This window comes from Campylobacter sp. RM12640 (assembly GCF_020137595.1).
GTDB lineage: Bacteria > Campylobacterota > Campylobacteria > Campylobacterales > Campylobacteraceae > Campylobacter_E.
This window is the reverse complement of sequence record NZ_JACGAU010000021.1, coordinates 13,485-27,171: the sequence shown is the minus strand read 5'-3', so window position 1 is coordinate 27,171 and position 13,687 is coordinate 13,485. Positions and strand designations below refer to the sequence as shown.

Sequence of the window (13,687 nt, the reverse complement as noted above, 5' to 3'; positions counted from 1 at the left end):
CTAAATCATAATCAAATAATAGCTTTACAATATCATTAAAAGTAGCATTTTCATTATTTAAAACATCTTCTACTTTATTTTCTAATTTATTTTTAACCCACTCATTAAAACCTGTACTCATAGTATGTTTGTTATATATATTTTTATTTAAATCTTTATTTGATATATGATTATCTTTTTGTAATTTATGTTTTTTTTCAAGTTTAATTGCTAAATTTTGTAAAATTTTAACGTCATTATATGGATTAATTACTTTATATGTTATTGGATTGACTTTATTAATAGCTATATGCATATGTAAATTATTAGTATTTGTATGGACCGCACTTACTCTTTGATGTTCTTTCATACAAAGAACAGCAACTATTTCATTTTCTATATCATCTAAAATTTCTTTTTTAGGTTTTTCATCTTCTTTAAAAGATACTATTAAGTGCATAGTTTTATCTTGTTTAGTTATAGTATTTAAAATTTGAGTATTTAAAATTTCAAATATATTATCATCTATATCATCAAAAGAACAATTTGAAAACTTAAATGATTCTACTTTATCATTTTCTTTATGTTCTTTATCTACTATATAATTAAATAATTTTTTATCATCTCTATCAAGTATATAATTTGCTAAATTTTTAAAACTCGATTTGTTTTGCTTTTTAAATATCACTTTTTTTATAATCATTTTTGATTATCTCTTTTGCTTTTTCTTTAAGTTCTATTTGCAAATCTAATATTTTATCTACTATTTTTTCAATATCTTCATAGCTTTTATTTTTTGAAAAATTATTTTTTTTATCTTCATTTTTTACTAACCAATGTTTAAATAAACCACCAAGTCGACCAATATCACCAGCAATTAATAATAAATCACTTGCTACTTTTTGGTCAGTAATTGATTTGATAGGATAGTTATTTGCTATGTTATATAAATATTTAGATACTGAAAAATTATAATTATTAGCTTTATTCTTTATATTGTTATATTCATCTTCGGTAACTCTAAAGTGTATTTGTTTGATTTTATTTTTTTTCATTTGGTGCATATCCTTATTTTTGGAGCTTTAGCGACAAAACTTAGTATTTGTGTAGCAAATACATATCCTGTCCTTTTTAGACTCCAAATTATAGCAAAAAAACAATATTTTTTTATAAAAAATACTATATTGAATTATAATTGCTTATAATTAATTATATTTTATTAAAATTAATTATATTTTATTATTAAGGGCAGCAATGAAACGTGGAGAAGCAAAAATTGAATTTTATAGTAATATTGAATATATTAAGGATAAATATAACTCTGGCATAGTAGTATCTAAAATACTTTTTGAGCATTTCAAAAAAGAAAAAAATATTCAAATGTGTTATGAGCAATTTAATAAATATTTTAACGATGAATTTAAATTAAAAAATCAATTAAATTATACAAAAAATGAAAATATTTCTAAGGATATTAAAGAACCAAAAAAAATAGAAATTAGAAATGATAATAAAGTTTTTTCTCCTTTATACGGTAAAGATATTAAAAAGATTTTATAAAATATATATAGTAATTATATATATTCTATATAAAAATTATATAATTTTAAGATTATTATTATATAATAATTAAAAATTTAAGGAGTTTATTTGAAAAATTTATATTTTTACTTGATTTATTCTTCATTTTGGTATCCATTTTTTGTAGCTTTTATGTTATCAGCTAAAGCAGCTAGTTTAATCACTGATTCTTTTATAATTGGTGCTATTATTGCTGTTTTAGGTTGTTTTTATTTAGGAATGTTATTTATAAAAATAATAGAAATGATTGCAGAATATTTTTATAGTAAAAAATTATTTTATGGTGCATTATTTGAATCAATTTATGTAGTTAGTATTCCATTTTATATTTTTATGGATTTTTATAAATTTTTTTCAAATGAATATTTTGAAATTTTATTTATAAGAATACCGAATTTTACACATTATGGTAATTTTATTAATATAATTATTTATCTAATTTTATATTTTTATTTTGTTAGAAAATATACAAAAATTTTTATTGAAGATAAAAAAAGTGATTTAAAAAAATAAATTAAAAAATAAATTTAAATTTTAATAATAAAACAATAATTTATTTTTAAAATATATAATAAATGCACAAAAACATATCTAAAATTAAAAATTTACATTTAATCTATACTTAACCTTATATACAATAAAAAATAGTTTAAAATCGTTTTTAGAACTTAATTTAAACTTAAAGAATAATTTTTTTTAAAATTTTAAATTTTTTAAAAATTCAAATTTTTTTAAATTTTTACAAATCTTAATTTAAACTTAAAGAATATGATGGTAAAACAAATTTTACAAATCTTAATTTAAACTTAAAGAATAATTTTTTTTAAAATTTTAAATTTTTTAAAAATTCAAATTTTTTTAAATTTTTACAAATCTTAATTTAAACTTAAAGAATAAAATTTAATAAAATTAAATTCTTAAAATTCTTAAAATTTTATTTTTTATTTTGGAGAATATAATAATATGTAATCTTAAAAAATGCTTAAGACATTAAACTGCTATTTTATAGGGGTTTTCTTAAATACGATATTTTTTATCTTGTTTCACACGTGAAACAGAATAACTCACACGTGAAACTAACAATATCACTAGTGAAACAAACGCAATAATAAAAAAATTATTATTTTTCTCAAAATGTTTAAAATGTTTCATTTATAGAAACAAATGTTAATTTTTTTGTTATATTATTTTGTAAGTTTTGTTTTAAAGGATTTTTATGGATATTAGACATTTAGAAGAAGATAGATTATCTAAAAATTTGTTAAGCATTGAAAAAACTAATTTGGATACCAATGGTAATGTTTTAAATAAAGAAGAAATTGTAGTAAAGCATTTTGTTAAACGTGATGAATTTATTCAATTTTTTGTAGAAAATATTAATTTTATTAATACTGAACTTTCAAATATAGAAAGACAAATTTTATTTGCAACAATTACTAGAATGAATTATGGGAATGTAGTTACTATCTATTCAGGGTTAAGAAAAGAATTTATGGCTTTAACAGGACTTAGTAAAGCTTCTGTTTCAAGAGCTATTCAAGGTTTAATTGAGAAAAAAGTTTTATTACCACTAAATACACCTGAACTTCAAGAAAAGTATATGGTTTTTAATCAAGATAGCTTTTTAGTAAATCCAAACATTGTTGGAAAAGGTAGCTTTAGAGAGTTAAAAAGATTAAGACAAATGGTGATTACTGATTTTGATTTTGAAAAACTTGAAGTAAAACAAGAGATAATTAAAGAAACTTATTATTGTGATTATCAAGAGTTGATAAATAAAAATGAATATAAAGTTGATTCTATTGTAAAATCAAACGACAACAATACTTGTCAAACTGAAATTAGAGTAGTTAAGCATAATGAAGAATTAGGTCTTAATGATACGATTATTGATTTAGATAATGAAAAACAATAGTTTCAAACTATGTAACATTTTGAGTAATTTAATAAAAGAATGCTTGATTTGTTTCAAACTATGTAACATTTTGAGTAATTTAATAAAAGAATGCTTGATTTGTTTCAAACTATGTAACATTTTGAGTAATTTAATAAAAGAATGCTTGATTTGTTTCAAATTGCTTGACAATTTACGCATATCTTATAAAATAGCGTAAAATTATATTTTAAAAGGTGTTTAATGTTATTAAAACAATACAATTTTTATTTACAAATGTTGACAAATATTGCACCTATTATTCAAAAATTAGAAACTAATTTCGCTCGTAAGGGGGGGGGGGCGAACTAAATTACTTAGTTCAAAAACTTACTTTTTTTACTTTCTTGGAGTTGGCTTATGAATAGCGAACACCAAGAAAGAATAATTGCAAAAATCTCAAGAGAATTTCAAGAAGTTTTAACAGTTTTTAACGACCCAAATACTATTGAAATTATGCTTAATTCTGATGGTAAATTGTGGATTGAACAGTTTGGAAAAGATATGTTTGTTTTGAACAATAACTTTTCTGAAATTAAAGCAAAATCAATTATTACTTCAGTCGCAAGCTATATAGACACAGTTATTAATGCTGATAATCCTATATTAGAATGCGAATTTCCGCTTGATGGTTCAAGATTTGAAGCATTAATACCTCCAGTAGTATCAAAACCGACTTTTACTATACGTAAAAAAGCTATTAAAATTTTTACACTTGATGATTATGAAAATACAAATATTATCACTAAATCTCAAAAAGATTTTTTAGTTAATGCAGTATTAGAAAGATTAAATATTTTAGTTGTTGGCGGAACAGGTAGTGGAAAAACTACTTTTTCTAACGCTTTAATCTATGAAATATCTCAAAAAGCACCAAATCAAAGAATAGTAATCATTGAAGACACAGCAGAATTACAATGTGCTAGTGAAAATAAAGTTATTTTAAGAGCCAATGAAAAAGTAGATATGCTAAGGCTTTTAAAAGCTACGATGAGACTTAGACCAGACAGAATTATAGTTGGTGAAACTAGAAGTAAAGAAGCTTTAGATTTATTAAAGGCTTGGAATACAGGTCATCCTGGTGGAATTGCAACAATACACGCTAATTCAGCCTATGCAGGACTTACAAGACTAGAACAATTGATAGCAGAAGCTAGTAATGCTCCTATGGGACAACTTATAGCAGAAGCTATTAATTTGGTTGTTTTTATCAAAAAAACTATACAAGGAAGGAGAATTGAAGAAATAGCAAAAGTATTAAGTTATGACAATGTAAATAAAAAATATGAAATTCAATTAATTTAGTTGTGTTCATTAAAAAACTATTTCAAATCCTAGCATTTGAAATCATTAAAAAAGTTAGAAAAACGTATAGTACTAGTTTTACTACCTATACGAAAAATTAATAAGGAGAAAAAATGAAAAAATTTTTATTATTGTTTTTAATTTTTGGAGTTGATTATTTATTAGCTTCAACTGGTAGTGGTATGCCTTGGGAAGGACCATTAACACAATTAAAGGCTAGTTTAACAGGTCCTGTGGCTTTTACAATTTCGATTTTGGCAATTATGGGAACTGGTGCTGGTCTAATTTGGGGTGGCGAAATTTCAGGCTTTATGAAATCTTTAATTTATGTAATTTTAGTAGCTGCTGTTGTTGTAGCAGCTAATAATATTTTAGCTATGTTTGGTGTTACTGGAGCATTAATCTAATGCAAGAGTTGCAAAGAGTTGATATATATCAAGCATTAAATAAACCAAACTTAGTGTTTGGTGCAGATAGAGAGTTAGTTTTATTTAATATGTTGATTAGCTTTACCTTAATTTTCACTGGATTAACTTTAATATCAACTCTTATAGGTTGTTTTATTTTATTTGCTGGTGGATTTTTATTAAGAACAATGGCTAAACACGACCCACTTATGAAAGATATATTTCAAAGACAAATAAAGTATAAAAAATACTATGTAGCTCAGGCAAGTTATTTTTCATATTTAAAGGCTTAAAATGTTTTTGCTTAAAGAATTTAGAAATAAAGCTAAAGCTTTTTCAGATATATTAAATTATTCAACCTTTATTGAAGATGGTGTATTATTAAATAAAGATGGTAGCTTAACTGCAGGTTTTTATTATAAAGCAAGTGATATTAGCTCAATTACATTAAATGATAGAAATACAATTGCAACAAATATTAATTCAATTTTAAGTAGGTTAGGAAATGGTTGGGTAGTTCATATTGACTGCTCAAGAACCCATTCTGATTCTTACTTAAGTGGAGATACACACTATATCAGTGAAATAGCAAATATTATAGAAGAAGAAAGAAAAATGTATTTTAAAAATACAAAGCATTTTGAAAATCTTTTTACTATCATATTTACATATTTACCACCACATAAAAATATTAATAAAATTCTTAACTTGATGGTTGAAGATGATACAGCAAAGAATTCTAATAATCAAGGAGTTAAAATACTTGAATATTTTAAAAATACTTTAAATGATTTAGAAAATAGTTTAAGTAATTTTATTGATATTAGCAGAATGCGTGAAAAAATATTAGAAGATGAATTTGGCAATGAATATATTTTTAGTGATTTATTAGAGTTTATTCATTTTTGTATTTGTGGCGAAATTCAAAACGTTATGCTTCCAAAAGTTCCAATGTTCTTAGATTGTATTATTGGAGCCAAAGAATTTATAACAGGGTTTCAACCTAAAATTGATAATAAATATATAGCTACAATAGCAATTGAAGGTTTTCCAGCAGAAAGTTATCCAAATATTTTAAAAGATTTATCAGAATTGGATTTTGATTATAGATTTAATACACGATTTATCTTTATGGATAATTATGAAACACAAAAGTCTTTAAATCAGTATAGAAGAAAATGGCAACAAAAAACTAGGGGATTTATTGACCAATTCTTAGATAGACCTAGCTCAAAAGTTGATGCTCACGCAGTAGCTATGGTAAATGAGTTGGATTCAGCAATAGCTGATAATAATTCAGGTTTAACTGCTTTTGGCTATTACACTGCAAATATTGTTATATTCGACATAGACTTAGAAAGTTTAGAAGAAAAATGCAAAGAAATAAAATTATTATTAGAGCGTTTGGGTTTTATTGCAAGAGTTGAAAATATAAATGCAGTTGAAGCTTATTTGGGCAGCTTACCTGCTCACGTAAATGCAAATATTAGAAGACCAGTAATTAATACTTTAAATTTAGCTCACCTAATGCCATTGAATAGCATTTGGGGCGGAGAAAAATATAATTCTAACGATAAATTTCCGCCAAAATCTCCTGCTTTAATGCAAGTTGTAACAGGTAGCTCAACACCTTTTAGACTTAATTTACACGTAAGTGATATAGGGCATACACTAATATTTGGTCCTACCGGGGCAGGTAAATCTGTTTTATTAGCTAACCTATTGCTTAATTTTCAAAAATATCAAAATGCTAAAGTATACGCTTTTGATAAAGGTCGTAGTTTATATGCAACCACATTAGCAACTGGTGGAACTCATTATAATATTGCTAGTGAAGGTTCAAAACTAGCATTTGCACCTTTAGCAAATATAAAAACAAATACTCAAATCGCTTGGGCTGAAAGCTTTATTGCAACTTGTTTGGAGTTACAAAATGTGGAATTAACACCAAAACATAAAAAAGCAATTCACGAAGCTTTAGAATCACATATTAAAACTAATTCAAAATCTTTTACTGAATTTGTATCAAATTTACAAGACCAAGAATTAAGAGATGCTTTACATCATTACACAATTTCAGGTCCAGCTGGATTTTTATTAGATGCAGAAGAAGATAACTTAAACCTTAGTAATATAACTACTTTTGAGATTGAAGACTTAATGAATTTAGGCGAACAAAATATTATTCCTGTATTGCTTTATTTGTTCTTTAAAATAGAACAAAGCCTTGATGGAAGTCCAACAGTTGTAATTATTGATGAAGGCTGGATCGCTTTAGGTCATAAAGTATTTAAAAATAAAATAGTTGAATGGTTAAAAGTTTTAAGAAAAGCAAACTGTGCGGTAGTATTGGCAACTCAAAGTCTTAGCGATAGTGCAAAAAGTGGTATTCTTGATGTATTACAAGAATCTTGCCCTACAAAAATATTTTTACCAAATAATGAAGCGTTCAATAAAGGTAGTGAAAACACACTTGGTCCTTATGATTTTTATAAAATTTTTGGTCTTAATGATGTTCAGATATCAATTATAAATAATGCCATTAAAAAGCGAGATTATTACTATGTTTCGCCGCTTGGAACAAGATTATTTAGCTTAGCTTTACAAAAAATCAATTTAGCTTTTACTGCTTGTAGTGATAAAAAAAGCGTTCAAAAAATCAAAGAATTACACGAAAAGTATCCGAATGATTGGGCTTTTAAATTCTTAGATGATAAAGGAATTAATTATAAACATTATCAAATTAAAGGAGAAAAAAATGAATAAGGTAATTTTATCCTTATTTATAGCAAGTAATTTATTTGCTAATACTTTTACTGGCGAAGTTAAAACTGCTTGTGAAGTGCTTTTATGCTTATCTACACCAAATAAGCCATCAGAATGTGCTGCACCACTAAAACACTTTTTTTCAATTAAACACAAGAAGTTTTGGAAAACATTAGATTTAAGAAGAAGCTTTTTAAATTTATGTCCAACAGGCAGCACAGACAATATTGAAGATGATGCTATTATGACTGATTTAAAAGAAGCTATTATAAACATTCCGCACGAATGTACACCAGAAGTATTTAATAGACAATATGAATATTCTACAAAACAAGTTTTTAATGAAAGCTCTAATTCTTATGAAGATATAAAACTAATAAGAATAACAAAAAATATACCTAAAACCTGCGTTAGATTTATAAATAATAAATACACAGATATGACAATGCCTATAAATACTTGTAGTGATAGGTTTTTTACAAGCACCGAATGGAATCAAGGATATTATGAAACAATAGTTTATAAAACACCTAGTGTAAGGTTTCCTAGTAGGCTTGATACTATGCAAATACCTAATACAGTTAAAGAACTTTTAGCAGCTAATAAAATTTATAAAAGTCGTATAAACTATAAAGTTGGCTCAGGAGAAAATAGCATTGCAAAAATGTACTACTACGATGTTTATAGACAAAAACACCAAATCAATAAAAAATGCTGGAGATATAAATGAAAATAAGTAAAATTTTATGTATTTTTTTATTTGGAGCAAATATATGTGCTTCAGGAATTCCTACGGTTGATATTGCTGCTATTGCAGGTCAGCTTAAAGATTATTACACACAAATTGAACAAATACAACAATTAACTACTCAGATTAATCAATATAAAAATATGATTGAAATGAGTAAAACTAATTTAAAAAATTTAACTAAATTTGACTGGCAAACACTTGATAGTATTTTATACCAAACTAATAATATTATAAATTCAGCAGGTGCATTATCATATAACACAAAAAATCTTACTGATAAGTTTGACAATCTATATAAAAATCCTGAAACTATTAGACAAGATTATATTAATTCAACAGATGAACAAAGAATATTAAATAGTTATAACTATAACAAAAGAATTAATGATAATCTAAGAATAACTAGTCGTGCTACTTTAGAAAAAATGAAAGCAAATAATAAACAATTAGAAGAAGAAAGTAAAACAATCAAAAAACTAAAAGAGCGTTCAGAAGGTGCAAAAGGACAATTACAAGCAACTCAAGCCGCAAATGATTTATTAGCTTACCAAATAGATGAACTAAGAAAGCTAAGGGTTGCAATGATGGACCAAATGGCTATGTTATCAAATGTTATAGCAGCTCAAAGTATGAAAGAACAAGCTATGGAAGAAAAACTACACGAATTTTATAAGGATGCCAATAAGGCAGGAAGGACTCAAAAGATTATTCCTAGTGTAACCAAATGGAAATAAATGTTATATAATAAATTGTTTTTAAATTTTTATTAAAGGAAAAAAAATGAAACAATTTATTTCAAGTTTAATGGTTGTAGGTGCTTTAACTTTTTTTGTTGGTTGTGGTGATGAAGTTAAATCTATTGATTATTATATACAACACCCAGAAGAAGCAAAAGCTAAAATTGAAAAATGTAACAAAATGGGGAAAATGAGTGAAGAACAAAAACAAGATTGTGGAAACGCAACAGAAGGTAGATTTAAGGCAGATTTGCGAAATCTTGGAAAAAGCCAAAAAATCATTCCTAGCGTTACCGAATGGAAAGCAAGTAATTCAGAAACTGAGGAACCTACAAAAAAATAAACATATCCTATATATTTTATTTTTGCTCCTAATACCAAATATAGTTTTAGGAGCTACAAATGTTCCTGGCTCCGATAGTATTTTAAATGAATTAAAATCAAATATTTCAAGTTGGCTTCCAAATATTAAAAGAGTTTGTATTTATGTGTTTTATTCTTTAGCTGTAATTGATATAGTTTGGACCTTTAGCGAAAAAGCCTTAAAAGGTTTTGAATTAGGAGATTTTTTAGCAGCATTAATAAAAAAAATTATCTATATAGGAATTTTCTTATTTTTATTCAATACTGATTTATGGATTAAAACTTTATATACAGGTTTTCAACAACTTGCCACAAACGTTACTTATATCAATGTAACACCTTCAACTATTTTAGACAAAGCTTTTAGTATTGTAGGAGCAATTTTTAAATCTATGAGTCTTGTGTCTCCTGGAGATTCTTTTTTAAAAATAATTATAGGAGTTATTGTTTTAGCTGCTTTTTGTTTGATGGCAATAGATTTATTGATTGTTTATTTGAAATTTTATTTACTAAATATCATTTGTTATTTTGCTTTTGCTCTTGGTGGTTTATCACATTTCAAACAATTAGGACTTAATCCTGTTTTAGCAGCAATTAAAATAGGTATAGAACTATTTTTAATTTCAGCTTTTATGGGCTTATGTGTTAATTTTATGATAGATTTAATTGATGAAAACATTGATTTTGATTACTTAATGAGCATACTAGCTATGGCTTTAATATTTTGTATTATTACGAAAATGATTCCTGGAATGATAGAATCAGTCATGAATGGTAGTATAGGAGAAACCGCAGGTGCTAGTGCTAGTTTTAGAGCAGTTACTGCAACTGCTGCTGGAATAGCAACAGGAGTAGCCATTGGTGGTGTCTCAAAAACAATAAGTGCATTAAATGAAGCAAATAAATTGAATAATATAACAGGAGCTAACGAAGGTAAAGGTAAGGTTGGCAAATTACGTAATGCTTTTAAAACTGCATATAGCGAAACAAAAGAACAATTTAAAGCAAATTTTGGAAAATCACAAGTATCAGAAAGCTTAAGAGAAAAAACCAAAGAAGTTCAAGAAGCAATTAAAAAAGCTGAAGGAACTATTAGCGGAGATAAAAATAATAACACAAATGAAAACTACGCTAGTGGAGTTGAAAAATAAAAAAGTTTAAAAAAGAGCTTAAATGCCTATAAAATAAAAGTTTAAAGTGTATTTAAAGGGGGTGGTATTATATACCACCCCCTTTAAAAAAAGGAGAAAAAATGAAAGAAGAAGTAACGATTTTTAAAAAAAAGAATTTGGGTAAGGTTAGAATTGCAGGAGATTATGAAAATCCTTTATTTTCTTTAAATGATGTATGTAAAAGCTTAAATATATTAGATTCAAGACAAGTAAGAGAGTCAATAGAAAGAGAATTTGAAGGGGTTATGTTAAACATAACCCCTTTTAAAACAAAAGGTGGAATACAAAAACTAGTAATGATAACCGAGCCACAATTATATTTTTTAATTATGCGTTCAGATAAGCCAAAAGCAAAAATGTTTAGGCAATGGGTTATTAATGAAGTATTACCTGCTATTAGAAAACAAGGTAAATATGAGTTGCAAAACAATCAAGCACTAGAAAATCAAGCTGCTAAATACAACATTCCAAAACTTTCAAAATATAAACAAGAAATTATAAAGACCATTACAAATATGGAAACAAAATTTAAATGCGATTGTAATGAATTAGTTGAATATGAAATAATTGAAAGTTTTAAAGATAATCAATTTGAAGTAGTAAAAAAAGTTCAAATTAATACACTAAATTTTAAAGGATAACAATGAAAAAACTATTTGAGAAAAAACAAGTAAATAAAAGTGAAATAGATACGAGTTATAATCCATACCTTGATGCTAAAAGAGAATGGCTAGAACGTTATGGAGATTATATCGCACAAAAACATAATTGGCAAATACTAGCAATGCTTTCTGTATTTGTATCTTTAATATGTGTGCTTTTTTTAGGTTATATAGGAACACAAAACAAATTAGTTCCATATATAGTTGAAGTTGATAAATTAGGCAATACAAGTCGTGTTGGCATAGTCTCAAATACTGATTTAAAAAATGTAAATGTTATAAAATATAGCATTAATACTTTTATTACTTCTTGGCGTTCAATTTGGGGAAATATAGATATTCAAAAGAAATTTATATTTGATACATATAACTATATTGAACCTAATTCAAAAGCTTTTACATTTGTTAATAATGAATTTCAAACAAATAATCCATTTGATAAAATTGGTAAAGAAAATGTAAAAGTTAAAATTAAATCAATAGTAGCTTTAAATGTTGAGACTTGGCAAGTTGAATGGGAAGAAAACTTAGTAAGTTCAAATGGAGAAATTATTGATACTACAAATTATAAGGCACTACTTCAAATTAAACAAATAGTTCCTTCAACTGAAGAACAAATTATTAAAAATCCACTAGGTATTTTTATTAGCGATATTAATTATTCAAAAATTTTATAAAAAAGGAAATATGATGAAAAATAAAATATTTTTAAGTTTAATTACCACAAGTTTATTATTTGCAAATACTTTTAATGAAAGAGATTTTGCTAATCTTACACCAAAACAACAAAAAGATTTAGCATTAGCTCAAAAATGGGTTTATGCAAAAACTACAAGTACTTTAGGAGAAAATGGCGAAGTTGTTTTCTTATTTGGCGAATCTATGCCAACAATAGTTACTGCACCACTTAGATTAACTGATATTGTTTTAGAAGCTGGAGAAGTTATAAAGGATGTTCAAATTGCAGATAGTGTTCGTTGGGTTGTTTCGTTAAGTGTTAGTGGAGAAGAACCAAATCTTACTTCACACGTAATAATAAAGCCAACCGACAAAAATTTACAAACCACACTAAATATTATGACAAATAAAAGAGTTTATAGGTTAAATTTAATTTCAGAAGCAAAGAAATTTATGCCTGCGATATCGTTTAATTATAAAAATGATATTATCAAAACATTAAATCAATACCAAAATGATATGAAGAAAATATCAAATAGTAAAAACTTCTATAAACTCCAAGATGATGTAGTTGCATCAAATATTGACAATTTAGATTTTGATTATAGTATTGAAGGTAAAGCTAACTTTAAACCCTTAAGAGTATATAACGATGGTGTAAAAACATATATTCAAATGCCTAAAAATATGAAATTTTATGAAGCTCCTGCATTAATGTTGCTAGATAATGGTAAAGAAAATGAAATCATAAATTATAGACTTAAATACGATACCTTTATCGTAGATAGATTATTTGATAACGCTGTTTTAATTGCTGGTGTAGGTAAAAAACAAGAAAAGGTAACTATTAAAAAACATTCAAATAAAGCAAATCAAGAAATAGTAAATAATGTGCTTTATGACTTATCAAAAGCTGCTAAAAAGGAGAAAAAATGAAAAAATTAATATTAATCATAATAGCTTTATTTTTTATAGCTTGTAGCAACTCTAACAATTATTTTAATTCAACTTTAAACTTAAATAACAATATTCAACAAGAAGTTATCATTAACGATATTGCCGATATTGTTAAAAACAATTATATAAAACAATCAACGTTATATTTAAGCACTAGTGATGCAAATAAAGATTTTTTCAATCATTTGTGTGATATTTTAAGAAATGAAGGTTTTGCAATTAGCGATGATAATTCTCTTAAAGGTTTAAATTTTATAAGTTACTCAATATCTCAAATTGATGAAAATATTTTTGTAACTATAAATATAGATGCAAACAAAGTAAATATAACTTATAAAGTAAAAGACAATAAAATCTTTAAAAATAGTATTAGCTTTTTTGATTACTAGGAGAAAT

Annotated in this window: 17 protein-coding genes; 15 read left to right on the top strand and 2 right to left on the bottom strand. The window is 25.3% G+C overall.

Annotated features, from left to right (window positions below):
- Both AVBRAN12640_RS07980 and AVBRAN12640_RS07975 read right to left on the bottom strand, forming a co-directional pair.
- The coding region (locus AVBRAN12640_RS07980; RefSeq protein ID WP_336612985.1) for a relaxase/mobilization nuclease domain-containing protein at nucleotides 1-682 on the bottom strand (682 nt) is incomplete at its 3' end.
- Nucleotides 657-1,034: a plasmid mobilization protein gene (locus AVBRAN12640_RS07975; RefSeq protein ID WP_336607567.1), complete on the bottom strand. Its 378-nt coding sequence runs from the start codon at nucleotides 1,032-1,034 to the stop codon at nucleotides 657-659. The genes AVBRAN12640_RS07980 and AVBRAN12640_RS07975, both read right to left, overlap by 26 nt.
- Before the next feature lie 199 nt (nucleotides 1,035-1,233).
- Between AVBRAN12640_RS07975 and AVBRAN12640_RS07970 the strand changes: the two genes are divergently transcribed.
- The 15 genes from AVBRAN12640_RS07970 to AVBRAN12640_RS07900 all read left to right on the top strand — a co-directional run bounded on the left by AVBRAN12640_RS07970 (nucleotide 1,234) and on the right by AVBRAN12640_RS07900 (nucleotide 13,680).
- A complete protein-coding gene (locus AVBRAN12640_RS07970) occupies nucleotides 1,234-1,539 on the top strand; it encodes a hypothetical protein (protein WP_336607568.1) in 306 nt (101 codons plus the stop codon).
- A gap of 90 nt (nucleotides 1,540-1,629) precedes the next feature.
- Entirely contained in the window at nucleotides 1,630-2,073 is a 444-nt protein-coding gene (locus AVBRAN12640_RS07965) for a hypothetical protein (RefSeq protein WP_336607569.1), read from the top strand.
- 703 nt (nucleotides 2,074-2,776) lie between these two features.
- Nucleotides 2,777-3,475 carry a hypothetical protein gene (locus AVBRAN12640_RS07960; protein ID WP_336607570.1) on the top strand — a complete coding sequence of 233 codons (699 nt, stop codon included), beginning with the start codon at nucleotides 2,777-2,779 and terminating at the stop codon, nucleotides 3,473-3,475.
- A gap of 378 nt (nucleotides 3,476-3,853) precedes the next feature.
- Entirely contained in the window at nucleotides 3,854-4,798 is a 945-nt protein-coding gene (gene trbB / locus AVBRAN12640_RS07955; RefSeq protein ID WP_336607571.1) for a P-type conjugative transfer ATPase TrbB, read from the top strand.
- A 113-nt stretch (nucleotides 4,799-4,911) separates the two neighbouring features.
- On the top strand, nucleotides 4,912-5,205 hold the full coding sequence (locus AVBRAN12640_RS07950) for a TrbC/VirB2 family protein (RefSeq protein ID WP_336607572.1): 294 nt from the start codon (nucleotides 4,912-4,914) through the stop codon (nucleotides 5,203-5,205).
- On the top strand, nucleotides 5,205-5,498 hold the full coding sequence (trbD, locus tag AVBRAN12640_RS07945) for a conjugal transfer protein TrbD (RefSeq protein ID WP_336607573.1): 294 nt from the start codon (nucleotides 5,205-5,207) through the stop codon (nucleotides 5,496-5,498). Before AVBRAN12640_RS07950 ends, trbD begins: the two co-directional genes overlap by 1 nt.
- Nucleotide 5,499: 1 nt before the next feature.
- Nucleotides 5,500-7,971, top strand: a complete 2,472-nt coding sequence (locus tag AVBRAN12640_RS07940; RefSeq protein WP_336607574.1) for a conjugal transfer protein TrbE — start codon at nucleotides 5,500-5,502, stop codon at nucleotides 7,969-7,971.
- Nucleotides 7,964-8,701, top strand: coding sequence for a TrbM/KikA/MpfK family conjugal transfer protein (locus AVBRAN12640_RS07935; protein WP_336607575.1), 738 nt, complete (start codon nucleotides 7,964-7,966; stop codon nucleotides 8,699-8,701). The genes AVBRAN12640_RS07940 and AVBRAN12640_RS07935 overlap by 8 nt, the downstream gene beginning before the upstream one ends.
- Nucleotides 8,698-9,456 (top strand): P-type conjugative transfer protein TrbJ, encoded by a 759-nt coding sequence (trbJ, locus tag AVBRAN12640_RS07930; protein WP_336607576.1) that lies wholly within the window; start codon nucleotides 8,698-8,700, stop codon nucleotides 9,454-9,456. Before AVBRAN12640_RS07935 ends, trbJ begins: the two co-directional genes overlap by 4 nt.
- Nucleotides 9,457-9,502: 46 nt before the next feature.
- Nucleotides 9,503-9,802 (top strand): EexN family lipoprotein, encoded by a 300-nt coding sequence (locus AVBRAN12640_RS07925; RefSeq protein ID WP_336607577.1) that lies wholly within the window; start codon nucleotides 9,503-9,505, stop codon nucleotides 9,800-9,802.
- A gap of 22 nt (nucleotides 9,803-9,824) precedes the next feature.
- On the top strand, nucleotides 9,825-10,973 hold the full coding sequence (gene trbL, locus AVBRAN12640_RS07920; protein ID WP_336607578.1) for a P-type conjugative transfer protein TrbL: 1,149 nt from the start codon (nucleotides 9,825-9,827) through the stop codon (nucleotides 10,971-10,973).
- A 101-nt stretch (nucleotides 10,974-11,074) separates the two neighbouring features.
- Nucleotides 11,075-11,635: a BRO-N domain-containing protein gene (locus tag AVBRAN12640_RS07915; protein ID WP_336607579.1), complete on the top strand. Its 561-nt coding sequence runs from the start codon at nucleotides 11,075-11,077 to the stop codon at nucleotides 11,633-11,635.
- Nucleotides 11,636-11,637: 2 nt separating this feature from the next.
- Entirely contained in the window at nucleotides 11,638-12,333 is a 696-nt protein-coding gene (locus AVBRAN12640_RS07910) for a VirB8/TrbF family protein (RefSeq protein ID WP_336607580.1), read from the top strand.
- Nucleotides 12,334-12,346: 13 nt separating this feature from the next.
- Nucleotides 12,347-13,270: a P-type conjugative transfer protein TrbG gene (gene trbG / locus AVBRAN12640_RS07905; RefSeq protein WP_336607581.1), complete on the top strand. Its 924-nt coding sequence runs from the start codon at nucleotides 12,347-12,349 to the stop codon at nucleotides 13,268-13,270.
- The gene (locus AVBRAN12640_RS07900; RefSeq protein WP_336607582.1) at nucleotides 13,267-13,680 is read left to right on the top strand and encodes a hypothetical protein; all 414 of its coding nucleotides are present in this window, start codon (nucleotides 13,267-13,269) and stop codon (nucleotides 13,678-13,680) included. The genes trbG and AVBRAN12640_RS07900 overlap by 4 nt, the downstream gene beginning before the upstream one ends.
- Nucleotides 13,681-13,687 lie beyond the last annotated feature (7 nt).

Excerpts from the sequence above, each read along its gene's own strand:
- AVBRAN12640_RS07900 (WP_336607582.1), top strand. The coding sequence starts at position 13,267 with ATGAAAAAATTAATATTAATCATAATAGCTTTATTTTTTATAGCTTGT.
- AVBRAN12640_RS07970 (WP_336607568.1), top strand. The coding sequence starts at position 1,234 with ATGAAACGTGGAGAAGCAAAAATTGAATTTTATAGTAATATTGAATAT.
- AVBRAN12640_RS07940 (WP_336607574.1), top strand. The coding sequence starts at position 5,500 with ATGTTTTTGCTTAAAGAATTTAGAAATAAAGCTAAAGCTTTTTCAGAT.
- trbB (WP_336607571.1), top strand. The coding sequence starts at position 3,854 with ATGAATAGCGAACACCAAGAAAGAATAATTGCAAAAATCTCAAGAGAA.
- AVBRAN12640_RS07950 (WP_336607572.1), top strand. The coding sequence starts at position 4,912 with ATGAAAAAATTTTTATTATTGTTTTTAATTTTTGGAGTTGATTATTTA.
- AVBRAN12640_RS07960 (WP_336607570.1), top strand. The coding sequence starts at position 2,777 with ATGGATATTAGACATTTAGAAGAAGATAGATTATCTAAAAATTTGTTA.
- AVBRAN12640_RS07910 (WP_336607580.1), top strand. The coding sequence starts at position 11,638 with ATGAAAAAACTATTTGAGAAAAAACAAGTAAATAAAAGTGAAATAGAT.
- trbJ (WP_336607576.1), top strand. The coding sequence starts at position 8,698 with ATGAAAATAAGTAAAATTTTATGTATTTTTTTATTTGGAGCAAATATA.
- AVBRAN12640_RS07915 (WP_336607579.1), top strand. The coding sequence starts at position 11,075 with ATGAAAGAAGAAGTAACGATTTTTAAAAAAAAGAATTTGGGTAAGGTT.
- trbG (WP_336607581.1), top strand. The coding sequence starts at position 12,347 with ATGAAAAATAAAATATTTTTAAGTTTAATTACCACAAGTTTATTATTT.
- AVBRAN12640_RS07925 (WP_336607577.1), top strand. The coding sequence starts at position 9,503 with ATGAAACAATTTATTTCAAGTTTAATGGTTGTAGGTGCTTTAACTTTT.
- AVBRAN12640_RS07935 (WP_336607575.1), top strand. The coding sequence starts at position 7,964 with ATGAATAAGGTAATTTTATCCTTATTTATAGCAAGTAATTTATTTGCT.
- AVBRAN12640_RS07975 (WP_336607567.1), bottom strand. The coding sequence starts at position 1,034 with ATGAAAAAAAATAAAATCAAACAAATACACTTTAGAGTTACCGAAGAT.
- trbD (WP_336607573.1), top strand. The coding sequence starts at position 5,205 with ATGCAAGAGTTGCAAAGAGTTGATATATATCAAGCATTAAATAAACCA.